24 protein-coding genes and 2 tRNA genes are annotated in these 25,537 nt (G+C 36.3%); 20 read left to right on the top strand and 6 right to left on the bottom strand.

Features of this window, described 5'->3' with window-relative positions; genetic code table 11:
* Nucleotides 1–22: 22 nt before the first annotated feature.
* Together M9C83_04700 and M9C83_04695 are read left to right on the top strand one after the other, a co-directional pair.
* Nucleotides 23–97: transfer RNA gene (locus M9C83_04700), tRNA-Glu, on the top strand.
* Nucleotides 98–121: 24 nt separating this feature from the next.
* Nucleotides 122–568, top strand: a complete 447-nt coding sequence (locus M9C83_04695; protein URQ65958.1) for a DUF805 domain-containing protein — start codon at nucleotides 122–124, stop codon at nucleotides 566–568.
* Here the strand turns inward: M9C83_04695 and M9C83_04690 are convergent.
* On the bottom strand, nucleotides 565–1,737 hold the full coding sequence (locus M9C83_04690) for a M20 family metallopeptidase (protein URQ65957.1): 1,173 nt from the start codon (nucleotides 1,735–1,737) through the stop codon (nucleotides 565–567). The two genes, M9C83_04695 and M9C83_04690, sit on opposite strands and share 4 nt — an antisense overlap.
* A gap of 89 nt (nucleotides 1,738–1,826) precedes the next feature.
* Between M9C83_04690 and M9C83_04685 the strand changes: the two genes are divergently transcribed.
* The 5 genes from M9C83_04685 to M9C83_04665 all read left to right on the top strand — a co-directional run bounded on the left by M9C83_04685 (nucleotide 1,827) and on the right by M9C83_04665 (nucleotide 6,275).
* Nucleotides 1,827–2,105 (top strand): chorismate mutase, encoded by a 279-nt coding sequence (locus M9C83_04685; GenBank protein ID URQ65956.1) that lies wholly within the window; start codon nucleotides 1,827–1,829, stop codon nucleotides 2,103–2,105.
* A gap of 27 nt (nucleotides 2,106–2,132) precedes the next feature.
* Nucleotides 2,133–2,720, top strand: coding sequence for a carboxymuconolactone decarboxylase family protein (locus M9C83_04680; GenBank protein URQ65955.1), 588 nt, complete (start codon nucleotides 2,133–2,135; stop codon nucleotides 2,718–2,720).
* A 9-nt stretch (nucleotides 2,721–2,729) separates the two neighbouring features.
* Nucleotides 2,730–4,295: a long-chain-fatty-acid--CoA ligase gene (locus M9C83_04675; GenBank protein URQ65954.1), complete on the top strand. Its 1,566-nt coding sequence runs from the start codon at nucleotides 2,730–2,732 to the stop codon at nucleotides 4,293–4,295.
* Nucleotides 4,296–4,507: 212 nt separating this feature from the next.
* On the top strand, nucleotides 4,508–5,374 hold the full coding sequence (locus M9C83_04670; protein URQ65953.1) for a TauD/TfdA family dioxygenase: 867 nt from the start codon (nucleotides 4,508–4,510) through the stop codon (nucleotides 5,372–5,374).
* A gap of 31 nt (nucleotides 5,375–5,405) precedes the next feature.
* The gene (locus tag M9C83_04665; GenBank protein ID URQ65952.1) at nucleotides 5,406–6,275 is read left to right on the top strand and encodes a DMT family transporter; all 870 of its coding nucleotides are present in this window, start codon (nucleotides 5,406–5,408) and stop codon (nucleotides 6,273–6,275) included.
* On the opposite strand, the gene M9C83_04660 is transcribed toward M9C83_04665, so the two are convergent.
* From M9C83_04660 to folE, 3 genes are all read right to left on the bottom strand, one after another.
* The gene (locus tag M9C83_04660) at nucleotides 6,268–6,762 is read right to left on the bottom strand and encodes a GNAT family N-acetyltransferase (protein URQ65951.1); all 495 of its coding nucleotides are present in this window, start codon (nucleotides 6,760–6,762) and stop codon (nucleotides 6,268–6,270) included. The genes M9C83_04665 and M9C83_04660 overlap by 8 nt on opposite strands.
* A 3-nt stretch (nucleotides 6,763–6,765) precedes the next feature.
* A complete protein-coding gene (locus M9C83_04655) occupies nucleotides 6,766–8,649 on the bottom strand; it encodes an NAD(P)/FAD-dependent oxidoreductase (protein URQ65950.1) in 1,884 nt (627 codons plus the stop codon).
* Nucleotides 8,650–8,736: 87 nt separating this feature from the next.
* Nucleotides 8,737–9,354: a GTP cyclohydrolase I FolE gene (folE, locus tag M9C83_04650; GenBank protein ID URQ65949.1), complete on the bottom strand. Its 618-nt coding sequence runs from the start codon at nucleotides 9,352–9,354 to the stop codon at nucleotides 8,737–8,739.
* A gap of 119 nt (nucleotides 9,355–9,473) precedes the next feature.
* Here folE and M9C83_04645 point away from each other — a divergent pair, with 119 nt between their 5' ends.
* The 8 genes from M9C83_04645 (at nucleotide 9,474) to M9C83_04610 (ending at nucleotide 17,552) form a co-directional block, all read left to right on the top strand.
* Complete coding sequence (locus M9C83_04645) at nucleotides 9,474–10,253, top strand: SDR family NAD(P)-dependent oxidoreductase (protein ID URQ65948.1); 780 nt, start codon at nucleotides 9,474–9,476, stop codon at nucleotides 10,251–10,253.
* An 8-nt stretch (nucleotides 10,254–10,261) separates the two neighbouring features.
* Complete coding sequence (locus M9C83_04640; protein ID URQ65947.1) at nucleotides 10,262–11,767, top strand: AMP-binding protein; 1,506 nt, start codon at nucleotides 10,262–10,264, stop codon at nucleotides 11,765–11,767.
* The gene (locus M9C83_04635) at nucleotides 11,764–12,279 is read left to right on the top strand and encodes a hypothetical protein (GenBank protein URQ65946.1); all 516 of its coding nucleotides are present in this window, start codon (nucleotides 11,764–11,766) and stop codon (nucleotides 12,277–12,279) included. Before M9C83_04640 ends, M9C83_04635 begins: the two co-directional genes overlap by 4 nt.
* Nucleotides 12,280–12,355: 76 nt before the next feature.
* Nucleotides 12,356–12,429, top strand: a tRNA-Gly gene (locus tag M9C83_04630).
* 49 nt (nucleotides 12,430–12,478) lie between these two features.
* Entirely contained in the window at nucleotides 12,479–13,915 is a 1,437-nt protein-coding gene (locus M9C83_04625; GenBank protein URQ65945.1) for an MFS transporter, read from the top strand.
* Between the two features lie 89 nt (nucleotides 13,916–14,004).
* A complete protein-coding gene (locus M9C83_04620) occupies nucleotides 14,005–14,889 on the top strand; it encodes a DNA recombination protein RmuC (protein URQ65944.1) in 885 nt (294 codons plus the stop codon).
* A gap of 7 nt (nucleotides 14,890–14,896) precedes the next feature.
* Nucleotides 14,897–16,180, top strand: coding sequence for an AAA family ATPase (locus M9C83_04615; GenBank protein ID URQ65943.1), 1,284 nt, complete (start codon nucleotides 14,897–14,899; stop codon nucleotides 16,178–16,180).
* A 1-nt stretch (nucleotide 16,181) separates the two neighbouring features.
* Nucleotides 16,182–17,552 (top strand): M20/M25/M40 family metallo-hydrolase, encoded by a 1,371-nt coding sequence (locus tag M9C83_04610; GenBank protein ID URQ65942.1) that lies wholly within the window; start codon nucleotides 16,182–16,184, stop codon nucleotides 17,550–17,552.
* On the opposite strand, the gene M9C83_04605 is transcribed toward M9C83_04610, so the two are convergent.
* Nucleotides 17,549–18,931, bottom strand: a complete 1,383-nt coding sequence (locus tag M9C83_04605) for an amidase family protein (protein URQ65941.1) — start codon at nucleotides 18,929–18,931, stop codon at nucleotides 17,549–17,551. The genes M9C83_04610 and M9C83_04605 overlap by 4 nt on opposite strands.
* Nucleotides 18,932–18,940: 9 nt before the next feature.
* Nucleotides 18,941–21,013 carry a 3-hydroxyacyl-CoA dehydrogenase NAD-binding domain-containing protein gene (locus M9C83_04600; GenBank protein URQ65940.1) on the bottom strand — a complete coding sequence of 691 codons (2,073 nt, stop codon included), beginning with the start codon at nucleotides 21,011–21,013 and terminating at the stop codon, nucleotides 18,941–18,943.
* A gap of 144 nt (nucleotides 21,014–21,157) precedes the next feature.
* On the opposite strand from M9C83_04600, the gene M9C83_04595 reads away from it, so the two are divergent.
* Genes M9C83_04595 through madM form a run of 5 tightly spaced genes read left to right on the top strand, consistent with a single transcriptional unit; the run spans nucleotide 21,158 to nucleotide 25,536 of the window.
* Nucleotides 21,158–23,323: a malate synthase G gene (locus M9C83_04595; protein ID URQ65939.1), complete on the top strand. Its 2,166-nt coding sequence runs from the start codon at nucleotides 21,158–21,160 to the stop codon at nucleotides 23,321–23,323.
* Between the two features lie 50 nt (nucleotides 23,324–23,373).
* A complete protein-coding gene (locus tag M9C83_04590; GenBank protein ID URQ65938.1) occupies nucleotides 23,374–23,658 on the top strand; it encodes a DUF1330 domain-containing protein in 285 nt (94 codons plus the stop codon).
* Nucleotides 23,659–23,666: 8 nt separating this feature from the next.
* Complete coding sequence (locus tag M9C83_04585; protein URQ65937.1) at nucleotides 23,667–24,416, top strand: sulfite exporter TauE/SafE family protein; 750 nt, start codon at nucleotides 23,667–23,669, stop codon at nucleotides 24,414–24,416.
* A 4-nt stretch (nucleotides 24,417–24,420) separates the two neighbouring features.
* Nucleotides 24,421–24,777, top strand: a complete 357-nt coding sequence (gene madL / locus M9C83_04580; GenBank protein URQ65936.1) for a malonate transporter subunit MadL — start codon at nucleotides 24,421–24,423, stop codon at nucleotides 24,775–24,777.
* The gene (gene madM, locus M9C83_04575; GenBank protein URQ65935.1) at nucleotides 24,778–25,536 is read left to right on the top strand and encodes a malonate transporter subunit MadM; all 759 of its coding nucleotides are present in this window, start codon (nucleotides 24,778–24,780) and stop codon (nucleotides 25,534–25,536) included.
* Nucleotide 25,537 lies beyond the last annotated feature (1 nt).

Here is a 25,537-nt window from a genome sequence, read left to right as displayed (position 1 = left end):
CCTCCATACAATGCGATCTTTCGGCCCGTTCGTCTAGTGGTTAGGACATCTGGTTTTCATCCAGGCAACAGGAGTTCGATTCTCCTACGGGCTACCAACCTTCTTATTTATATTTAATCTAATGAGTTTTTTCGATTCAGTTATTTCAGGCTACTTGAGGTGTTTTGACTTTAAAGGAAGATCTTCCCGATCAGAATTTTGGTGGTTCTTTCTATTTTCTATAATGCTATGTCTTCTTGTATTAAATTTCACTGCTGAAAATTTAGAGAGTGAATTATCTTCACTCAATGAAGGAAATATCTTTCAGGTCTTTTTCAACTCTTCAATTGGTTATGCCATCCTGGGGACAGCTATCCCACAGATATCTTTATCAATCAGGAGATTTCATGATATCGGCAAGTCCGGTTGGTGGTATTTTGCTCTTCAAATAATACCAATTTTTCTTCCTCAAGCTTTAGCTTTCTTTTCAATTTTCACTCTCTTTGCATATATTTATTTTATGTGCGAAGCAGGAGGGCCCAAGAATGTCTATGGTCAGAACCCTTTAACTAAAGAAAACGAGAATTAATTTATAGGAGATAAAATCTCTTCTGCTATATTTACCCAGTACGTCGCTCCAATAGGTAAAATTTCATCATTAAAGTCATAACCCGGATTATGAAGCATGCAAGATCCTTCTTTATCTCCATTTCCGATCCAAATATAGCTACCTGGCTTCTCTTGAAGCATAAAGGCAAAATCTTCAGATCCCATACTTGGAGAAGGAGATGTATTGATCATGCTCTCATCAGAGATTTCATTCATCACTTTTAAAGAAGTTTCGACTTCATCAGCGCTGTTTATTGTTGGAGGATACCTATGCTGATATTCAAATTCGTATGTAGCGCCATAAGCAGAGCAAATTGATGACGTTAGATTTTCCATTTGTTTCTCTATGGAAGCTTGAACTTTAGTTGAGAAACATCTAACAGTTCCTTTAATCTCAATTTCATTTGGAATTACATTATATGCATCTCCTCCATGGAATTGAGTCACACTCAGAACAACTGGTTCCTGAGGATCTATATACCTACTGACAATAGATTGATAAGCATCAACAATTTTAGTACCAATTATGATCGGATCGATTGTTGTTTGAGGCATTGCTGCATGACCACCTTTACCTATAATTTTTAAGTTAAAGATATCAAAGGAAGCCATGAAAGGTCCAGACTTTACGGCAAACGAACCTACTGGCATACCTGGAATATTATGCATGCCAAAAACAGCCTCTACAGGATACTTCTCAAAAAGCCCATCTTCTACCATAACTTTCCCACCACCTTCATTCTCTTCAGCTGGTTGAAAAATAAAATTTATAGTTCCGTCAAAATTACCTTTTTCTGCTAAATATTTAGCCGCGCCCAGAAGCATCGTTGTATGTCCATCATGACCGCAGGCATGCATCTTTCCGGGTATTTTGGACTTGTGTTCAAAATCATTAGTTTCATGGATCAAAAGAGCATCCAGATCAGCTCTCAAACCAATAGATCTATTACCTTTGCCTTTTTTTAGAGTTCCTACAACCCCTGTACCAGCTATTCCTGTCTCAACTTCTATACCAAAACTCTCTAATTTATCAGCAACAATTTTTGCGGTTCTGTGTTCTTCAAACGCTATTTCTGGATGAGCATGTATATCTCTTCTCCAATTCTCCATCTCGGGCTGCAAGTCTTCTAATTCTTTAATTATTTTCATAAATTAACTCAATATTCATATATTCTTTAGCCTAACAAATAAGTAATATAATCTATTATTAATAAAAACAAAAAATTATGACCATCACTATGAAAGATATAAGAGAGGAAATAGATCTTCTCGACAAAGAACTGGTTTTACTCCTCGCTAGAAGACAAAAGTGTATTGAAATGGCTGCTTTAGTGAAAAATGATCAAAATTTGATAATTGATAAAGAAAGAATTGAAGATGTAATATCCAAAGTAACTAATTTTGGAGAATCTTGTGGACTAAGTTCTTCCATAGCAGAACCTTTATGGAGGAAATTGATAGACTTATCTATAGAACATGAATTTAGGGAATTAGAGTTAATCCAGAATTCAAACTAAAGCAATAATTTAGATCGCAAAAGCAATATGGAAAAAATACCTACTACATTTATAGGCGATACATACAGAGAGGACCTGAAAGAATTTGAGGAGCTTTTCAAAATAGTAGAATCTTTCATGGGATATCTACCAAATGCTCATTTAATTATGTCTGAAAGACCAGAGTTACTTAAGTCCTTTTCAGCTTTAGCAGGTGTGGTTTTTCAATCTGATGGTCTTGATGCAGGCACAAAACAATTAATTGCTTTAGCATCAAGCTTGTCAGCTGGGTGTAAATACTGTCAAGCACACACCTCACATGGCGCGGGAAGGGCTGGTATTGAAGAAACGAAAATTGCTGATATTCTTAACTACTCAGAAAGTGAGAAATTTAGCAACTCAGAAAAAGCTGTACTCGATTTAGCCTTTGCAGCAGGGAAGGTGCCGAATAACTCTAATCAAGAGCATTTTGATAACTTAAGTAAGTACTACTCTAAAAAGGAGATTGTTGATATTGTTTCTGTGATTTCTTTATTTGGATTTTTGAATAGATGGAATGATACTCTAGGTACAGCTTTAGAAGAGGTTCCTGAGAGTTTCGTAAATGATAAGCTTAAACCGTTAGGTTGGATATAGGAGAGAAAAGTGGAAATACCGTATGAAAAAACCATGGTTGAAATTTTTCGATGGAGAGTCGAAAGGTCTGGCGAGCAAATAGCTCATAAATTTGAAGATAAAGAAACAACTTTTAAGGAATTAGATAGTTTCTCTAACAGAGTTGCTCAAGGATTGATAAAAGAGGGTTGTAAACCTGATTCAAGAGTCGCTTACTTAGGTAAAAACTCTGACATTTTTTTTGAATTTATGTACGGAACATTCAAATCAAGAACCGTTACAGTTGGAGTTAATTGGAGACTAGCTCCTCCTGAAGTTGCCTTTATCCTGAATGATTCTCAAAGCGAAGTTCTATTTGTAGGGCCAGAGTTTTTTGGATTAATTGAGGAAATAAAAGATGAAATTCAGACGGTCAAGAAGATTATTACAGTGGGGGGAAATCATGATGAGTGGCAGGATTTCGCTAGTTGGAGAGATTCATTTGAGGATAAAGATCCAATGTTGGAGAGTGATGGCAATGATGATGTTATTCAGCTTTATACCTCAGGCACCACTGGACATCCTAAGGGAGTTCAATTAACAAATGATAATTTTAGTGCTTGTTTTATTGTCAATGAAGAAGCTATGTATAGAGACATAGAAGAGGGTGGTGTAAACCTTGTATGCATGCCTATTTTCCATGTAGCCGGCACTAATATGGGTATAGCTGGTATGGTCACTGGGGCTAAAAGTATCATTATCCCTGAGGTTGATCCAGGTTTGATTCTCAAGCTTATTGAACAAGAGAAGATACAACATACTATCTTTGTGCCGGCAGTAATACTCTTTTTAATTCAACATCCTGAATCAGCCCATACTGATTTTTCGTCTCTAGAAACTGTAATTTACGGTGCGTCCCCAATAACTGATGATACGCTTCTAAAAGCTATGGAATTAATGAAATGTAACTTCTGGCAAGTATATGGACTTACTGAGACCAATGGAGCAATAACCTTTTTATATCCAGAAGATCATGAAATCTCCAGAGGAAAGTTAAGATCTTGCGGTAAGGCTGCAAAGGGTGTCGGTTTGAGGGTTGTTGATTCTGATGACAATGATGTGCCAGTCGGTGAGGTAGGGGAAGTAATTATCAAATCTGACTTAAACATGAAAGGTTATTGGAATAGACCAGAAGCAACTGCTGAAGCTATAAAAGATGGTTGGTTTTATTCTGGAGATGTAGGTTATTTTGATGAAGAAGGTTTCTTATATATTCACGATAGGGTCAAAGATATGATTGTTTCCGGTGGAGAAAATATCTATCCAGCTGAAGTTGAAAACGCACTACTCAGTCATCCGCAAATTGCAGATGCAGCTGTTATTGGAATACCTGACGATAAATGGGGTGAAGCAACTAAAGCATTTATTGTTCAAACTGAAGGAGATCCTCTTGATGAGGCAGAAGTAATTTCATTTGTTAGAACTCAAATAGCTGGTTACAAATGCCCTAAAACGGTAGAGCATATTTCTGAATTGCCGAGAAATCCCTCTGGTAAAATTCTTAGAAAAGATTTGAGAGCTCCTTATTGGGAAGGCAAAGAAAGAAATGTTTCTTAGTTACACTTGAACTTTCAATTAGATCCTAGACTGAGCAAGATAGCTTCTCTGTAGGCTAGCTGTCTTGATTTAAGTTTTATTGATGAATTTTTCAAAGCATGCACAGGTCAGGTTAGGACATACCAGAATATACTTCCTTATCCTGATGACCAATATAAACTTCAGATTGACAAGTTGAGAAAGCTTGTTGATTATTATGTAGGGAGATAACTATGATTGACTTTAATCCAGATGCATTTGAACAAAAAAACCTACCATTTTTAGTGAATAGGTTGAGTCCAACAATAGGAGGTGAGATCCTTGGTATTGATTTATCCAAACCTATGCAGGAAGAGACAAAAGCCCTAATTTACGAGGCACTATTAGTTTATAAGGTTATTTTTTTTAGAGATCAGGACATCTCAACAGAACAGCATATAAACTTTTCTAAAAATTTTGGGGAATTAGAAATTCATCCTTTTGCTCCAAAAAAAGAAAATTTTCCAGAGGTATTGGTTATAACGCACAATGAAAAGAGCAGAGGTAGAGAGAATACCTGGCACTCTGATGTTACTTGGAGAATGGAACCGTCTTTAGGTTCAGTATTAAGAATGATAGAAAAGCCAGAACATGGAGGAGATACATTGTTTGCAGATATGTATGCAGCTTATGACAATCTTAGTGAAGAAGTTAAAGAAAAACTTGAAGGTGCTATAGCGATTCATGATTTTGCAAATTTTAGAGATAGGCTCATTAAAGAGGGTAAATCTGATGAGGAGATAGAAGCATTTAACAAGCAATATCCAATGCCAGAACATCCAGTAATAAGAACTCATCCGGATACAAAAAAGAAGGTCATCTACGTCAATGCGGCCTTTACACAATACATTAAAGATTGGGATCCTGAGGAATCTCAACAGATGTTAAATTTCTTATATTCCAGAGCTTCTGTGCCTGAGTACCAATGTCGATTTGCCTGGGAAGATAATTCAATAGCTTTTTGGGATAATCGAGCATGTCAACATTATGCAAATTCTGATTATTGGCCAAATGTCAGAAAGGTTGAAAGAGTAACTATCATTGGGGATCGGCCTTACTAGGATCCTTTAGTAAGATAAATTAATTATATAAATGAATAAAAGTGCAGTTATTGACTGGGCATTAATTATTGCAATTGGCATAGCATGGGGGTCATCCTTTCTTTTTATAAAGGTTTCTGCGCCAGAAGTAGGGCCCATAACCTTAGTTTTCTCAAGATTATTAATAGCCTCATTGATACTAAGTCCATTTTTTATCACTAGAGAGCATCTTAGAAAGATAAGAGAAAATTTTCCTTCTATTCTCCTTCTAGCTTGTATCAATGCATCTGTTCCTTTTTATCTTTTTTCTAGAGCAGCTATTGATTTGAATGCTGGCACTATGTCTGTTCTGAATGGTACAACCCCTTTATTTGCTTTCATTATTGCTAGCCTTTGGTTGAAATTGCGTTCTAATCTCACTCAATTACTCGGGATAATTATAGGCATGGTAGGTTTATTTATATTTGTTGGATATGAATCATTAGAATTTTCATTAATAGCACTATCGCTATGTCTCATGGCATCTTTCTTTTATGCATTCAGTTCAAATTATATATTCACAACTAAAGAAATAGATGCAACTTATTTAGCTTCTATGACTTTATTGGTAGCTACTTTTCTGGTTTTTCCTTTTACTTTTTTAGAAAGTGGATTACATTTCAATCATTCAAATGAAGTTCTTTTAAGTGTTTTTCTTTTGGGCTTTTTATGTACCGGCTTGGCTTACATGGGTTATGTTATTTTGATAAAGAGAGTAGGGCCGGTTAAAGCTTCGACAGTTGTGCTTATTGTCCCTGTATCTGGAATGTTGTGGGCCAATCTCTTTTTAGATGAGGCAATAACTTACACAATGCTAGTTGGGTGCCTTCTAATAATTACAGGTGTGGGCTTGATTAATTTTTTCAAGGACGACCTCAACTAGGAGATTTCCTGAGGAAAACTACGCTATGGTCTTCATAGTCCTTAGTACCAACATCTTCAAAGCCAAACGAATCATGGAAAGCTAAGGAAGGTTCATTTTTTGGCAGGGTATTAACTTCACAACATGTCGGTAAGTTTAACTCTTCGGCTATCTCAATAGTTTTTGAGTAAATCATGTGTCCCAATCCTTTACGTCGATGTTCCTCCTTAATTGCAATTCTATCAACGTACAGAAAAGGATATCCTTGAGAATTAAAAAATTCATAATTAAGAGATTCGTAACTTTGATTTTCTCTCATCAAGATGATAAATCCTGCTATTTCCTTGTCTCTTACAACAATTAAATGACAGCTCCAATCGATTAAACGTTTAAGTCTGTCGATATGATCAATATTACCAACTTCAGGGATATTAGCTTGATTGATAGCAAATATTTCCTCTAAATCAGTTGGGTTGTATGGATGATGGAGTATTTCTAGTTTGTACAATAATTAGCTCAGTTCTAGGCCTTCTAGATTTCCTTTAGATCTCCATTTTTCCATGAGAGCGAAGAACTCTATGGGACCGCCTCCGTAGGTATTATTTTGAGGGGTTTGATTTACTTTACCTTCATTATTGTAGTAGCCAGGAGTACAGTTCTCCTGAAAGTCAGCTGTCAGTCTAGCTTTTTCGATTATGGTATTAATCCAATTTTCCTCTGCTTCTTGAGAAGCTTCAATTCTGGTTACACCTTTATCTTTTGCAATTTTCAGAATGTGAGCTAAATGAATACTTTGCTCATCGAGAGAATATGTATAGGTAGCTGTGAAACCTGATTGGGCTGGTCCGAAAAAGAAAGAATTTGGAAAACCTCTACTGTGCATACCGTGAAAAGTAGCGAGACCATTTTCCCACTTCTTAGATACAGTCATTCCATCTATTCCATGTATCTGATAACCTGCTCTTCTACTATAGTCAGTTCCAACTTCAAATCCGGTAGCAAAAATTATGCAATCAACCTCATATTCTTTACCTTCGAATATTATGCCGTTTTCGGATATTTCTTCGAGACCTTTTCCATCAGTATCCACCAATTCAACATTGGGGTTATTGAAAGTGTTGAGATATTCGTCATGAAAGCAGGGACGCTTACAGAATTGATTGTAGTAGGGTTTCAGTGATTCGGCGGTTTCTTTATCTTCCACCACTGCATCGGCTCTAGCTCTAACCTTTTCCATTTTCTGAAAGTCAGCCATTTGCATAGCATTTCTTAAGTCCATAGCTTCTGTAACTTTTCCAGTCATATAAGATTTGAAGCCGACTTTATACATTTTTGAAGAAAAAATACCCGATAATGCAAATCCAACCATCTTTAATTTGGAAGGTGCTTGCTGTCTAAGATTGCCAAAAAGAAGTCTAAATGCCTCTGTCCATCCATCAGAAACTAAGTCTTCTTTGACCATTCCACCAGTGAGAAGAGTTTCAAAGTTTTTTCTCCTTTCATCATGCCATCCAGGTTTTTGTGTGGAAATCCATTCGGGGTCTGTTGGTTGATTATTTCTTACATCAATAGAAGACGGAGTTCTTTGAAATACATATAGTTTTTCAGCTGCTGCACCAAGATGAGGTACACATTGAACTGCAGTAGCCCCAGTTCCGATTATTGCTACTTTTTTATCTTTAAGCTCTGTTAGATCTCCATGCGAAGATCCTCCAGTATATTGATAGTCCCATCTACTAGTATGGAATGTATGTCCTTTATAGTCATTTATACCTTTAATGGCTGGGAGTTTAGGCCTGTTAAGAGGGCCATTTGAATGAACCACGAACCTGGCTTTTAATTCATCACCTTTGTTAGTCTTAATAATCCATCTTAATGATTCTTCATCCCAATTTGTTGAAATCACCTCGGTTTGTAAAAGCGCATTTTCATAAAGTTTGAACTTTTCACAAATAACTCTGCAATATTCTAGGGTTTCAGGTGCATTAGTATATTTCTGCCTTGGAACGAATCCTGTTTCTTCTAGTAATGGAAAGTAGATGTATGACTCGATATCACAAGAGGCGCCGGGATATCTGTTCCAATACCAAGTTCCGCCAAAGTCGCCACCTTTCTCTATGATTTTGAAATCATCTATGCCAGCTTCTCTTAGTCTCGCACCTGCTAGCATTCCTCCAAAACCACCACCAATAACAACGACCTCAATTTCATCTTTGATGGCCTCTCTTTCTATTGCATCATCAATGTAGGGATCTTCAACGAAGTAAGAAAATTCTCCAGAAACTTCTTGATACTGCTCATTACCGTCTTGTCTAAGACGCTTATCTCTCTCTTCTCTGTACTTCTTCCTGAGATAATCAGGATCAAAATCAAAACTCTCTGTATTAATAGCCATTAAATCCCCCTTGATTAAATCTTAATGCAAATTTATGTCGAAATCATCCAAAAAAATGGTTAAAAAAATATATATATTTTTTTAATCTTAAAAGTCCTTGGGACTGTTAATTAGATTCATAAATTCAGACCTAGTTTCGGGATTATCCCTAAAAGCACCAAGCATTCTGCTAGTAATGGTGCTAGATTCAGTTTTATGAATACCCCTAGTGGTCATGCATTGGTGACTTGCATCAACAACTACTGCAACACCCTTCGGTTCTAGTACTTTTTGGATTGTATCCGCTATCTGTGCTGTCATTGTTTCTTGTGTCTGTAGGCGTTTGCCAAAAATTTCAATAACTCTCGCAAGTTTACTTATTCCAACAACACGATTATTTGGTATGTAACCAACATGAGCTACGCCAATGATGGGAACGATGTGGTGTTCACAGTGTGACTCAACTCTTATATTTCTGACAATAACCGCATCATCATAACCTTGAACTTCCTCAAAAGTTTTTTGCAATACCTCTTCAGGATCCATATCGTAGCCTTCAAAGAATTCTTCGTATGCTTTTACAACTCTCTTGGGAGTTTCAATGAGACCCTCTCTGTCAGGATCATCTCCAGTCCAACATATCAGGGTTCTAACGGCTTCTTCAGCTTCTTCTCTGCTAGGTTTTATAACTGTAGTTGCCTGCTCAATTTTATTTTGTATACTCATAATTTAGGTATTTTCGTTGTTTAGTAAGGCGGGAATAGTCAACATAGTACCTAAAAGTAGAGATTTTGCATAATTTAGTGCGCATAAATTTTCTATATAGAAAGAATAAGGGGACAAATATGAGTAAATTTTCAACACCAAACTTTTCTGTAGATCTTAGCGGTCAAGTTGCTTTAGTCACTGGAGCTTCCTCAGGCTTAGGATATCGTTTTTCTAAAGTTTTAGCGGGCTGTGGAGCAAAGGTAGCTCTAGCTGCAAGAAGAGTTGAGAAATTAGAAGCACTAGAGAGAGAAATAAGAAATGCAGGTGGAGAATGCGCTGTAGTTCCTTTGGATGTAATGGATCGTGACAGTATCCGTAACTGTATAGATATAGTTGAGAATCAACTTGGCTTGATTAATACGCTTATAAACAATGCCGGTATGGTTGATGCTCAATGGGCGATCAAACAGGATGAAGCTTTGATTGATGGAGTCATAGATACAAATTTAGTGGGCCCTTATCTCCTATCAAATGAAGTTGCAAGAAGACTTATAAAAAGTGAAAAACCAGGCAGGATGGTAAATATCTCCTCTATGGCGGCTTTTAATACCGGTCCTAATTCTGCAGCCGTTCTTTATTCAACTACAAAGTCGGCTATTGTCAGAATGACCGAATCTTTAGCTGTTGAGTGGGCTAAACATCATATAAATGTTAACGCCATAGCCCCAGGTATATTTCATTCAGAGATGGCTGATAAAATGTTGGAAAGAATAGGAGATGTCAGTAAGGGTCTCCCCAGAAAAAGGATATGTGTTCCTGAGCAAATGGACTCTACATTATTGTTCTTAGTATCTCCATCATCTGAGTGCGTTACGGGAACTTGCATAAAAATTGATGATGGACAGACTGCTCGTTAAAAATTGCCATGGAGAATCTCTACTTAAGATATAGAGAAGGCTTTCCGAAAGATTTGAGCACTCCTTGTATCGAGCTCAAGGACGGTTCAATTATTTCTTATAAAGAGTTAGAAGATCAGTCTTCCCAATATGCAAACGGATTTTCAAATTTAGGTTTAAAACCTGGCGATAGAGTATCAGTACAAGTTAATAAATCACCTGAGGTTCTATATATATATCTTGCATGTTTGCGTTCTAACATAATCTTCCATCCCCTTAACACTGCCTACAAAGATCATGAGCTTTCCTTCCTATTAGAGGACGCTGATCCCACTTTATTCATTTGCGAAAAAGAGGTCTATGAAAAAATTGATTCTCTCAATCTAAAGCATCCACCTAGTCACATTTTTAATATTCAAATTCAACATAAAGATTCTATACAAGCGATAAAATTAGCAGGCATTCACGAAGTTGTAGATTGTTCGGAAGAGGATACAGCTGCTTTACTTTATTCTTCTGGAACAACTGGAAGGCCTAAAGGCATTATGTTGACTCACGGAAATATAGGTACAAATGCCATGTCGCTGAAAGAAGCTTGGGAATTTACAGCAAATGATTGCTTACTTCATGCTCTTCCCATTTATCATGTACATGGTTTGTTTGTTGCTCTTGGTTGTGTATTTCTATCAGGTTCTAAGATGTTATGGTTAGATAACTTTGAAGTGAATGAGGTTTTAAATCAATTGCCTAAGTGCACGGTAATGATGGGTGTTCCAACTTACTACACTAGATTAATTAATAATAAAGGTCTTACTTCAAAAGTAACCCAAAATTTGAGGATCTTTATTTCAGGTTCTGCTCCACTTTTAGAAGAAACATTTATGGACTTTTACTCTATAACTGGCCATAAAATTCTTGAAAGATATGGAATGACTGAAACAAACATTATTAGCTCTAATCCTATAAGCGGTAAAAGAAAATCTGGAACTGTTGGATTACCTCTTGAAGGGCAGCAGGTTAGAATAATTAATAATGACGGTGAACCAGTTGGAGCGGACGAAATTGGAAATATTCAAGTAAAAGGGCCAAATGTATTTAAAGGTTATTGGAAACTTGCTCAAAAATCTAAGGAAGATTTTAGTTTAGATAATTATTTCAATACTGGAGATCAAGGTTATTTTGATGAAGATGGGTATTTAATTATTGTTGGAAGAAATAAAGATATGATTATTAGCGGAGGATTGAATGTTTATCCCAAAGAGATTGAATCATTTATTGATAAGATAGAAGGAGTTTATGAGTCTGCAGTTATCGGTCTAGAAGATGCTGATTTTGGTGAGCGTGTCGTTGCAGTGATTGTTAAGGATGAAAACTCAAAAGTGATAGAAGAAAATATCATTAGTGATATGAAACTACAGATGGCAGGATACAAGGTCCCAAAACAAATTTTCTTTAGCAACGAACTGCCAAGAAATGCCATGGGAAAAGTTCAAAAAAATTTTTTAAGAGATAAATATAATCAGGGAAAGACATGAATAAAAGTGATAAAAAACAGAGAAATTCTCTAATAAAACAGCTTGAAAAAAAGGGCATTAATCCCTTAACACAATCTTTAGACTCAACTGAATATAATCAAATAATAAAATCTATTTTAGATCATATGAACAATGTGGGAGGGTACTCTTCCGATCAAGTCAGAGAGGATATCGAATCCATAATAAATTTAAAATCTGTGAATGACAGATTTTATGAAGTTAATAGAGTCCAGAGCAATAGCAAAAAAAATATCATCGTTATACCTATTTTATTCACTATCCTATTATTATTTTTTATCTTGGTTTTATTGAATAATGCTCAAAACGAATTTACTTATGGCCTAGGCTTTTTGACATTTTTATTTGGAGGTTTAGGGCTTGCCTTCCGTCAAGATTATAAGAAAAATGAAGAGACCCTTGATCACTTAATACATGAGTTTATGAATGCAAATGAAAAAGCGGAAGAGGTCAAAGCGAGATTAGGAATAAAGGAAGTTTATAAATCTGATTAATGTCTTTTTAAAGAACCTAGAAAATCAAAAAATCTTTCGTGTATACTTCACTTCCTGTTAAACAGAGATTCGTCAAGCGAGATTGGTATAGTGGTATTACGCAACCTTGCCAAGGTTGAGAGACGAGTTCAATTCTCGTATCTCGCTCCATTATTTTTAGTTTTTATCAATTATCTAAAAGGCATATACGCTTAATAAATTGCAAGACCTTCAAAAGAAGTACCTTAATACATTTGCTGTGAGTTCTGCAGGCGGTGCAGCTTCAGAGGCCTTCTTATCAATGTTTCTGCTTTATTTTTATAATCAAGTTTTAGGTTTAGATCCTTTTTTATGTGGCTTAGGGATAGCTCTATCATTATTTGTAGATGCTTTTACAGACCCCATGATTGGAGGAATATCTGATAGAAGTGCTACTCGTTTTGGTAGAAGAATCCCTTATATGGCATTTGGGTTATTTGGTTTTGCTCTAGGTATATTCCTTCTCTTTAATGTCCGGCTGGGAAGCAGTCAATTTGCTTTGTTTTCTCAACTTTTACTATTCATAATCATAACTAGAATTAGCAGTACTATGTTTTTTATTCCAAGAGCATCTTTAGGAATAGAAATGATAAAGGGCTATGAGCAAAGAAATTTACTTCATGCCAGAGATAATAACTTTGGCATTTTAGGTACTGTCATATTTTACTCCTCCATTGCTACTATATTTGGAGACAATTGGAATCAAGAGAATGGTTATAAAGCCGTATCTTTGATCGTCATCACTCTTTTTTTGGTAACAAGCCTATATTCCGTTTTTAGATTACGAAATATCGAATCTCAGTTTGAAAAGACTACATTAAATGACGAAACAAGAAATATAGGGGTTATAAAAGGACTCATTTCCCTTTGGAAAAATGATTCTTGGCGTAATTTAATTATCGGTACATCTTTATTCGGAATAGTAGGATCTTTATCAAGTGTCTTTAGTATTTATATGATTAATTTCTTTTGGTTGTGGAAACCGGACGTGTTTACTTTAATTTTAGCTTTGACTATTCCTGGGGCATTCATAGCTGCATTAAGCGCAAACAAACTCCTAAAAAATAAGGATAAGAAGAGAACGGTCCTTGTGCTTACTTGTATCATGATAACAATAGGACCTTCCTTGACCATCTTAAGAATAATCGATATTGAATTTGGAACCAATATACTTCCAGAAGCAGGACTTGCCTTACCACTGCTTGGTTTACTTTTTTATCTATATGCCACGCATTCAGCCTTCATGGCAGGTGTGCGGGTAATAAATGGTATTGTTTTTAGTTCTATGTTTTCAGATGTAGTAGAGGATCATCAAAAAAATACTCATGCTAGATCCGAGGGATTAATCATTTCTGTTAATGGTCTGTCAGGTAAAATTCTTGGAGGAGTCGGTATTTTACTATCAGGAGTACTCCTATCATTGGCTGGCTTTGGAGAGGAGACCTCTATTGAAGATAAGAGAGAAGCAGTAACCTCTCTTGCAATCTTTTCAACTTCTTTACTCTTTGTTATCGCTCCTATTTCTTTGTTCTTTATTTCAAAATATAGAATTAATAAATCTATCCATGAAGATAACCTTCAAGACCTTGGCTATGAAACCGGGAATGTAAAATTATGATATTAGATTCAAAAAAATTTTTATTCTGGTCTATTAAGAACTGTTGAGCTAATTGATTTTTTAGATCGTAACTTTTAGGCTGTATATGCATGGATATCTTAATTGTCATTTTATTAATAATCGTAATTGGTTTAATCTTTTTTAACACTTTTAAAAATAGTAATGACACTAATCAGTCTGATGACTTTCTCAAAGGAATAGACCACTCAATAGAAACCCAGAGAACCACGATTGGTGAACTCTCTAAAGATATTCAGTCTTTCAATGAACCACTTAGTAAATTAAATCGTTATTTATCTGGTGGAACCTTAGCGGGAAAATTTGGAGAATGGTCTTTAGAATCAATCATCAAAGATATTTTCCATTCTAATCAGTATGAGAGTAATGCTGAGGTCATTCCTGGTAGTGGAAAACGCGTTGAATTTATCATAAAGCTACCTGAAGGCCTTGTTCTCCCTATAGACGCCAAATTCCCCTCAGCTCTATTTGATAACTTTCTCAATGCTAGCGATTCAGGTGATGAGAAACAAGTTAAAAAAACCAGAGATGATATTCGAAGACATGTACTTAAAGATGCTTCAGATATAAAAGAAAAGTATGTTCAATCGGGTATTACTGTTGATCTTGGTGTTATGTATATTCCCAGCGAGAGTCTAATGCAAACCATAGATTCTTTGGATAATATAAGGGAGATAATTTTTCGAGATTACAGAGTCCTTGTAATGGGACCTAATTCTCTTGCGGCTTATCTTATAAGTGTGCATATGGGTTTTAGAACCTTAGCCCTTAATGAGAGAGCTGGAGAAATCATGAATGAGTTTGGAAAACTGAAAAAAGAATTTGAAAAGTTTAGCGGTTCTACCGAAGATCTTATGAAGAAAGTCGATGCGTTGCAGAAATCTGTAAATGAATATTCAACACGTGAAAGGCAAATGGAAAGGGCAATCGACAGTATGGATAAATTAGATTCATAGGGTCAATATGTCATTTGATAAAGTTCAGGATGAAATAATAGATTTGCTTTCAGATGACTCTGAACAACAATTTATTTTTTTAACAGGTGCCGCTGGAACTGGAAAAACAACTCTTCTTGAAAGAGTAAAAAATCAATTGTCATTAAAAAAAATGGTTGTAGCTCCTACTGGGATTGCTGCTTTAAACATAGGTGGTACAACAATTAATTCCGCCTTTAGGATTGGTTTTGAGACTATTCCTTTGATTACAAAATCTAAAGATCCTAGATTTGGGAAACTACTCAGGAATTTAGAATTATTGATAATTGATGAAGTTTCTATGGTTCGAGCACCAATGCTTGATGCGATATCTCAATCTCTTCAGATACATAGAAACTCTGAAGAGCCGTTTGGTGGCATTCATGTGCTGGCTTGCGGTGACCTATTTCAACTACCACCCATAATTAAAGAGAGTGAAGAGAGGATAATTTATGAGAAGTATAATTCTATTTATTTCTTTGATGCGCATTCATATAAAGACATGAAAAAAATAAGTTATTTTGAACTTACGGAATCTTTTAGACAGGAAGAAGATCAAAGGTTTTGTGAACTTTTAAATAATATCCGAATTGGAAAAGATCTAGATGTAACTATCGATCAAATTAATTCAAATTGTTTTGATCCAACGCTCGAGTCAGAATTTTTCATGACACTCACCTCGAGAAAAAAAAGAGCAGAAGAATTAAATGAATATAAATTAGGTCATATTGAAGGAGAAGAGGAAATTATAAAATCTAAAGAAACTGGAGAGCTAAATGAAAATGATTTACCTGCCCCAAGAGAGCTCAAGATAAAAGTTGGTGCAAATGTAATGTTCATAAAAAACGATCCTGAAGGCCGATGGGTAAATGGAACCCTTGGGACAATATCTGAATGCCTGGATAAGAAGAAAAAATATATCAAAGTAAAAATAAATAAAAAAACACACAAAGTAGAACGTGAAGCTTGGAACAAAGTTAGATTTACTTACGATGAGGATTCTGATGAGGTTTTAGAGGAAGTCATCTCATCATTTAAACAATTTCCTATCAAATTAGGATGGGCAGTTACTATTCATAAGTCTCAGGGCTTAACCCTTGAAAGCTGTTCTGTAGATTTAGGTGCTGGAGCCTTTGCAACGGGACAAGCCTATGTTGCCCTGAGTCGCTGTAAGAATCTAAGTTCTTTGCATCTGCAACGAGAGCTAAAAGTTTCCGATGCGCTAGTGGATCCTGATATTATTGATTTTCATCAAAAATTTATAAGTAACTAGTATGATAAAAATAATTTTTTCGATACTCACCCTTTATGTCTTTTCTGCCTTAACTCTTGCAGATGAAGACTTAGAAAATGAAGCGGTTAAATTGCTTCAAGCATACCTAAAAGTAGATACCATTAGCCCTCCGGGTAATGAATCAAGAGCAGTAGATTTCTTGGCAAAAATATTCGATGAAGAAGGTATTGAATATGATTCTGCAGAAAGTGCCCCTACAAGAGGAAATATCTGGGCGCGAATAAAGGGAGGTGATAAACCAGCTCTTATCCTTTTACATCATTCTGATGTTGTACCAGCAAATGAAGAATATTGGGATTTTGATCCTCTATCTGGTGAGATAGTAGATGGTTACATACAGGGTAGAGGCGCTTTAGACATGAAGGGATTAGGCATCTCGCACTTAGCCAACTTTCTTAAACTGCACAGATCAAACAAGTCTCTCAATAGGGATATAATTTATATAGCAGCAGCTGATGAAGAATCTGGTGGAAAGTATGGAATGGGATGGCTTGTTGAGAATAGACCAGAAGCTTTTGAAGGTGCTGAATTATTATTGAATGAAGGCGGTAGTGGCTTTAGATCAAAAGATGGGATTGGATTTAGCATCGAGGTAACTCAGAAGATTCCTGTCTGGCTAAGACTTAATTCTGTAGATCAGCCTGGTCACGGCTCTTCACCAAGGACAACAAGTTCAGTTTCAAGAATAGTAGAAGCTTTGAATATCATATGGAATAGTCCTTTTGATCCTAGAATCATACCGGAAGTTGATAGAGTATTTTCAGATAGATCTGATGGATTAGAAGAACCTTTTAAAAGCAAATATAAGGATATTAAGAATATGATCCAGGATCCAATCTTTATGAAGGAGCTGCAAGAATTTTCGCCTTCTTCTCATGCATTAACTAGAAATACTTGCTCGCTTACAAGAATGAATGGAGGTGTAAAAATAAATGTAGTTCCTCCCACGGCATGGGCGGAAATAGATTGCAGAATATTGCCGGATAATAAACCTGAAGAATTTATACAACAGATAGAGGATCTTATAAAAGATACTGGAGTTGAGGTTGAACCTCTTATGTTAGGTTTTCCAGGCTCATCGCCTACCAACTCCGAGCTTTATCTAGCAATTGAGGACTTTATAAGTACGAATTACCCTGGTTCAAAACTCTCACCATCTGTAAGCACAGGATTTACAGATAGTAGATTTTCTAGAGGTATAGGCATAGCCAGCTATGGATTTAATACTTATATTTACGAAGGAAATGAAAGTTCAGGCATACATGGTAATAATGAGCGTATACACGAGGATCGTTATAGGCAAAGCGTAAGTGATTTAAGTCTTATCCTTGAAAAGGTTGTATACGACTAGACTGGATCAATAGGAGTAGGGCATGGAACTTGTTTTTGTATAAGTTCAGCTGCACTTAAACACAGATCCTCTCTATATAATTCTGAATAAATCTGAATACCTGTAGGTAGACCATTATCCACTCCCATTGGCAATGCAACGGAAGGAATTCCTAAGCAGTTTCCTGGAGCAATAAAAATAAAACTCTGTCTTAATGCTTCGTCTCCTTTATCAGGATCTAGGTCGGTATCAATTGGCCATTGTAAATTAGACCAAGTAGGCCCAATACAGACAGTATATTTTGTTAAGAAAGCTGACCATAATCTTCTTAATCTTCTTCTTTCAAGTAAGGCTTGATCAAGTGTCATCTCCAATAAATTAGCCTCATTGGTTCTTTTTAGATATGCAACTGTTTCCGGTTTAAATATTTCTTCTGGTAGCACTTCTATCAAACCTTGATTTAAGATAGTTCCCCAAATTTCATGCACTCTCTCTACTTCAGGTGCCTCCACTTCATCAACTTGCCAACCTTCCGATATCAAAACTTCACCGGCTTTATCTATTTCTCTTAGTGTAGATTCTGGTAATTCGATATCACTTACCTTTTTAACTAAGGCTGCTTTTGGCTGGATTGGAAAATCACCAATTAACGGACTATTGATTGATTGAGGATCATCTATATGTCTACCTGACATAACCGATAATCCCATTCTCAAATCCTCTACAGACCTAGCCATAGGTCCATCACTTAAAAAAGCACCGGATATACCCATATCCTCAAAAGGGGCTATGGTTCTGACAAATGGGATTCTGCCTATCGAAGGTTTTATAGATGTGATGCCACAACAATAGGCTGGGTTTCTCAATGAACCGCCGATATCATTTCCTATTCCAAAAGGACTCATCCCTGAAGCAATAGCAGCACCCTCACCGCCACTTGAACCTCCTGGTGTTATTTCCTTATTCCAAGGGTTAAAGGTCCTACCTCTAAGCGGATTATCTGTATCTAAGCGCATGCCCATTTCAGGCATATTCGTCCTGCCAATTGGAATTGCTCCGGCATTTAACATTCTATCCACCAAAGGAGCATTTCTAGGAGGCATAGATTCAGCCAGAAGAGGAAGACCATTCGTAGTTGGAGTTCCAACAAAATCTATATTTTCTTTTATGGTAATGGGAACACCATGAAAAGGCTTGTCCTCGATATCGGTATTAGAACTATCGGCTTTTGCGGCCATCTCGAGTGCTGATTCTTCAAGTGTTACTGTTATGGCATTAATTTCTGGATTAACTTCTTTAATTCTATCTAAGTGAGCTTCAACCACTTCCTTGCTGGAAACTTCTTTTCTTTTGATAAGGTGCGCAAGTTCTCCCGCACTTTTTTGGGTAAGTTCATTCACATTTAATTCCTAAAGAATATTTATTTTTTCAGCTACAACCCTTTCTAGGTATGGTGAAGGTTTAAATTCAGGACCCAACTCTTTTTCAGCTTTTTGTAACCAATCAAGCACTTTGTCGTAACCTACTAGGTTGCCATAAAACATAGGGCCTCCTTCATACACGGGCCATCCGTAACCATTAGTCCATACAATATCTATATCACTTGCTCTGATGGCCATGCCCTCTTCTAAGATTTTGAATCCTTCATTGATCATTGGATACAGACATCTTTGAAGAATTTCTTCTTTTGAAACCTCTCTCATTTGGATTTGTCTATCTTCTCCAAATTTTTTGATTAGTGCTTCTACTTCTGGATCTGGTGATTTATTTCTATTTTCGTCATAGACATAAAAACCCTTTCCTGATTTTTGGCCTAATCTTCCTGCTTCGCATAAAACATCTCTTAGAGTTTCTCCATTAGAAGTTTCTTTATTCCAGCCTATATCTAGACCAGCCAGATCAGACATAGCAAAAGGACCCATGGGAAAACCAAATTCAAATAAAGCATCATCTATATCCCAGGGAAGGGCGCCTTCTAGTATCAATTTATTGGCCTCTCTCTGTCTTTGAGCAAGGATCCTATTTCCAACAAACCCAGGACATACACCTACCACAGCAGCAATCTTTTGAATCTTTTTAGCTATTGCTAGCGAACTCGCTACAACTGATTTAGATGTTTTATCACCTCTAACAATTTCTAAGAGTTTCATAACATTAGCTGGACTGAAGAAATGAAGCCCTATTACATCTTCAGGTCTACTAGTTTCGGCAGCAATTTCATTCACATCTAATGCAGAAGTGTTTGAAGCCAAGATAGCACCATCTTTACATATACCATCTAATTGTTTGAATATGTCTTTTTTTAGATCCATATTTTCAAATACAGCTTCAATAATAAGATCTTGCGAATCAAGAGCATCTAGAGAAGTTTGACCATTTATGAGAGCCATTCTTTCTTCGACTTGTTCATTCGAGATGCGACCTTTTGCAGCTGTGTTCTCATAATTTTTTCTGATAATGCCTAAGCCTTTATCTAATCTTTCCTGACTCTGCTCGATAATTGTTACTGGGATACCAACATTGGCAAAATTCATTGAGATGCCACCACCCATAGTTCCTGCGCCTATCACACCTACTGAATTGATTTCTTTTAAAGGAGTCTCTTTTTCAATATCAGGAATTTTTGTAACTTGCCTTTGAGCAAAGAATATATATCTCTGAGCTGCAGATTGAGAACCTGTCATGAGTTTCATGAATAAATCTTGTTCAACTTTAATGCCTTCTTCGAAGGGAAGATTAACTGCAGCCTCTACACATTGGATGTTGTATTCAGGAGCTAAAAATCCTCTAGTTTTTCTTAAAATTGATTTTCTAAATTCAGAAAAAAGTTCATCATTTCCCTTATCTAATTTAATTTTTTCATCTGCATCTCTAACCTTCACTAATGGTCTACCTTCAGAAACTATCTTATTAGCAAAAGAAATAGCATCATTTTCTAACTGTGCTTCATTGGCAAGTTCATCAACTAAGCCCATATCGAGACATTCATTGGCAGGGACATGCTCTCCACTAGTCATCATTACAAGAGCTTTTTGGGCACCTACAATTCTAGGTAGTCTTTGTGTGCCCCCTGCGCCTGGAAGTAAACCTAGATTAACTTCTGGAAGACCGCATTTTGCTGAAGGAACAGCTATTCTGTAATGACAAGTAAGAGCAACTTCTAAGCCGCCACCCAAGGCAGTTCCATGTATGGCAGCTATTACAGGTTTAGTTGAGTTTTCTATCATATCTTGAACTTCATAAAGTGAAGGCCCTTTAGGGGCTTGACCAAACTCAGTAATATCCGCTCCAGCTATGAAAGTTCTTCCATCGCATATAATGACAATTGATTTTACGGAGTCATCTTTTAGAGCATCGCTTATACCATTATTCAAGCCTTCTCTTACATTTGCCGATAAGGCATTTACTGGAGGTGAGTTCAAAGTTAAAACTGCTACTTCATCTTTAACTTCTAAAGTAGTCACTTCATTTATAGTTGGCATATTTAGTTCCCCTTAATCTTTTGAATTGATTCGCTATGCTATCGCAAAATATCATTAAAAAAAATATTATTTATATATGCCCTTTATCACTGTAATATTCCTCGTACTTTCATAGATACATAAGTACGATAGATAAGGAAATAAATGTCAAAAAGAATTACACATGGTAGTCTGAAGGTATCACAAGAACTTGATAATTTTTTAACAGACGAACTTCTTCCAGGTTTGGATATTAACCCCGATGCTTTTTGGGGATCTTTTGAGCGAGTTCTTGATGAGTTTGGTCCTCGCAATAAGGAACTCTTAGCAAAAAGGACTGAGATTCAAAAAACAATCGATAATTGGCACATTTCAAAAAAAGGCTCTCCACATAATCATGATGAATATGTAAATTTCCTAAAAGAAATAGGTTATTTATTGGAAGAAGGAGATGATTTTGAAATAACCACTCAAAATGTAGATGAAGAAATCGCACTCGTTGCTGGTGCTCAATTAGTCGTACCTATTATGAATGCAAGGTTTTCTTTAAATGCTACTAATGCAAGATGGGGTAGTCTCTATGATGCTCTTTATGGAACAGATATGATTTCGGAAGAGGAAGGTGCTGAAAAATCAGGACCTTATAATCCTGTTAGAGGAAATAAAGTCATAGAATTTTCAAAAAATTTCTTAGATGAGTCTGTACCATTATCTTCAGGAAAATACGCTGATGTAACAGGCTTTAAGATAAATAAGGGAAGTCTTGAGATAAGTACCAGCGATCAATCTTTTACTGAATTAAAGGATGAATCTCAGTTTATAGGTTTTACAGGAGACTCTGATAATCCTAGTAGTATTTTATTTAAAAACAATAACTTACACATAGAAATTGAAATCGACTCTGAAGACTCTATAGGCAAAGATGATCCTGCAAACATAAAGGATATTTGTGTTGAATCGGCTGTAACTGCCATACAAGATCTTGAAGATTCTGTTGCGGCTGTAGATGCGGAAGATAAATCCTTAGGTTATCGGAACTGGTTGGGTTTAATGAAAGGAGATCTCAAAGAAACATTTTTTAAGGGCGGAGAAGAGATGACAAGGACTCTGAATGAGGATAGAAATTATTCAGACAAAAATGGTCAAGAAATTACTCTTCCCGGAAGAAGTGTTCTTTTGGTGAGAAATGTCGGTCATTTAATGACAAATCCTGCAATCCTCGATGGAAACAATAATGAGGTCCCCGAAGGAATTATGGATGCCATGTTTACTATCTGTATAGGCAAGCATGATCTTTTAAAGGAAGGAAAACAATCAAATTCAAGAACTGGAAGTATTTATATAGTAAAACCAAAAATGCACGGACCTGAAGAAGTTAAGTTTACGTGTGATTTGTTTGCAAAAGTAGAACAGGAATTGGGCTTAGATCCTCTAACCGTAAAAATTGGCATTATGGACGAGGAAAGACGAACCACTGTTAACCTTAAAGAATGCATCAGAGTGGCAAGTGACAGAGTTATATTTATAAATACAGGTTTCTTAGACAGAACGGGTGACGAAATTCATACCAGCATGGAAGCTGGGCCTGTAGTACCAAAAGCAGAGATGAAGCAGCAATCTTGGATTGCTGCTTATGAGGATTGGAATGTTGATATTGGTCTTGAGACTGGGTTCAAAGGTAAGGCGCAAATAGGTAAAGGAATGTGGGCAATGCCTGATGAGATGTTAGGAATGTATGAAAATAAATCTACGCATCCTGAAGCTGGTGCAAATTGTGCGTGGGTTCCATCTCCCACTGCCGCAACTTTGCATGCTATTCATTATCACAAAGTTTCCGTTTCAGAACGTCAAGAGGAATTAGCATCCAGACCAAGGGCTGATTTAAAAGATATTCTTTCTATTCCATTGCTGGAAAATCCTGAAAGCTTAACACCTGAAGTGATACAAACTGAACTTGATAATAATTGCCAAGGCATACTTGGTTATGTTGTCAGGTGGGTAGATTTAGGGGTAGGTTGCTCCAAGGTCCCTGATATAAATAATGTTGGTTTGATGGAAGATAGAGCCACGTGCAGAATTTCGAGTCAACATATAGCAAATTGGATACATCACAATCTTATTACAGAAAACCAAGTTGAAGAGACGATGAAAAAAATGGCACTTGTAGTTGATCAGCAAAACGCTGGGGACCCTGAATATATTGCAATGGGCCCTAACTTTAATGGGATATCTTTTTCTGCTGCACTAGATTTAGCTGTGAAAGGACGAACTCAACCGAGTGGCTATACAGAGCCAATTCTTCACTCCAAAAGATTACAAGTTAAATCATAATAACTCTAAATTTGACCTTTAAGGCCTGTTCTTTAGACTAAGAGTCAACTATGAAAGGATACTGGATAACATTATGTCACGTTACAGACAGCGAAACTTACGGGGAATACATAAAACTTGCAGGACCAGCTATACAAAAATATGGAGGTAAATTTTTAGCTAGAGGTGGGGAGCAAGTAAAATACGAAGGATCTTCGTATGATAGAACAGTAGTTGTAGAATTTGATTCTCTTCAAAGTGCGAAAGATGCATATAATTCAGAGGAATATAAAAGGGCACTAAAGTATTCTTCAATTTCCTCCGAGAGACACTTAGTTATTGTTGAAGGTCTCTAAAGGTTGATGTGGAACTATCAAGTTTATTTTTAGTCTGTTTAGCTGCATTTTTTGCAGGAGGTCTAAATTCTCTGGCTGGCGGAGGCAGCTTCATAACACTTCCAGCACTACTGTATGTTGGTATATCTCCCGTCTTAGCCAATACCACCAGTGCAGCAGCGATATTGCCGGGGTATTTTGGATCTGTGGCAGGGTTCAAGAAAACTTTTGCAACCATCAGCCTGAATAAAATAATGCCTTTGATATTTTTAGTAACAATTTTTTCAGTCTGCGGGGCTTTCTTTTTAATAAATACATCCGATGAATTTTTTACAAAGGCCTTGCCTTTTTTAATTTTTATGGCAACTCTATTATTTATAATTAATCCACAAAATGTGCGAGAGAAATCTCAAAGCCCTAGAGGCGTATATCAAAAAATTGGCCTGTCTTTTGTAAGTACCTATGGTGGATATTTCAATGGAGGACTTGGTTTGGCGTTGTTATCTGTTCTTTCAATAGATAAAGACTTTTCTTTAAAACAGCTCTCAGCGATAAAGTCTTTATTATCATTATTTATAACTCTCGTTTCTGTAAGTGTATTTTTTTTAAATAATTTTATAGTTTGGTCATTTGTTTTTTATATGATGTTTTTCTCAATTTTAGGAGGGTTTATGGGAGCAAAACTCACTGAAATATTACCGAATCAATTATTGAGAATATTTATTATCTTAGTAGGAATTTCTTTAAGCATTTCTCTACTCATACTTAATTATTTATAAAAATATGGTTATTTACGGAATAGCTTTACTTGGTGTCTGTACATTACTTGGTTTATTTGCAGGCGAGTTACTTGGATCTTTATTCGGTATCGACGCTAATGTTGGTGGCATTGGGATAGCAATGTTTCTTTTAATGTGCGCTACAAGTTTCTTCAAAGGAAGATTCGAGATAGGAAACGTATCTGAAAAAGGAATTACTTTTTGGAGTATGATTTATATTCCGATAGTAGTTGCAATGGCAGCAAAACAAAATGTAGTTGGTGCAATTGATGGTGGATTTATGGCTCTAATGGCAGGTCTATTAGTTGTCGCAGTTTCTTTTATTTTCGTTCCAATAATTTCTAACTTTAAGAGAAAGTAGATGGAGATACTCAACGAAGTTCTTATAAGTAACAATCTTATTACTGCCTTTGTCTTTGTAGGATTGATTGTCTATTTATCTTATTTTTTCTCCAATCATTTCACTGGTGGTCGATTCCACGGATCCGCAATTGCAATTATCCTCGGCTTGATCTTTGCTTATTCAGCAGGATTATTTACAGATGGTCAAAAAGGAGTTGCAGATTTTGCAATACTGTCAGGGGTAGGTATTCTTGGTGGCTCCATGTTGCGTGATTTTGCTATCGTTGCCACAGCTTATGGAGCTAACTTCAATGACTTGAGATCTTCCGGCAAAGCAGGAGTATTTTCTTTATTATTTGGAGTAGTATTATCTTTTAGTTTTGGAGCGCTTGTAGCGATTTCTTTTGGATATGATGATCCAAGAAGCATTACAACCATAGGAGCAGGTACTGTGACATTTGTAGTAGGACCAATTACTGGTTCTGCAATTGGAGCTGAGAGCGAAGTAATTGCACTAAGTATTGCTGCTGGTTTAGTTAAATCAATTTTGGTGATGACTATTACCCCTTTAGTTGCAGGACGCATCGGTCTTAATAATCCAAAATCAGCAATGGTTTTCGGAGGATTAATGGGAACAAATAGCGGTGTGGCCGCTGGTTTGGCTGCAGTTGATCCTAAACTAGTTCCTTATGGAGCTATGACCGCTACTTTTTACACTGCAGTTGGTTGTTTACTTGTGCCTTCAGTTTTATTTTTCTTAATAAGCGCACTTTATTGAA

Source organism: SAR86 cluster bacterium (genome assembly GCA_023703575.1).
GTDB lineage: Bacteria > Pseudomonadota > Gammaproteobacteria > Magnimaribacterales > Magnimaribacteraceae > Magnimaribacter.
Note: the sequence above shows the minus strand (reverse complement) of the source record. Positions and strands in the feature narration are given on the sequence as shown.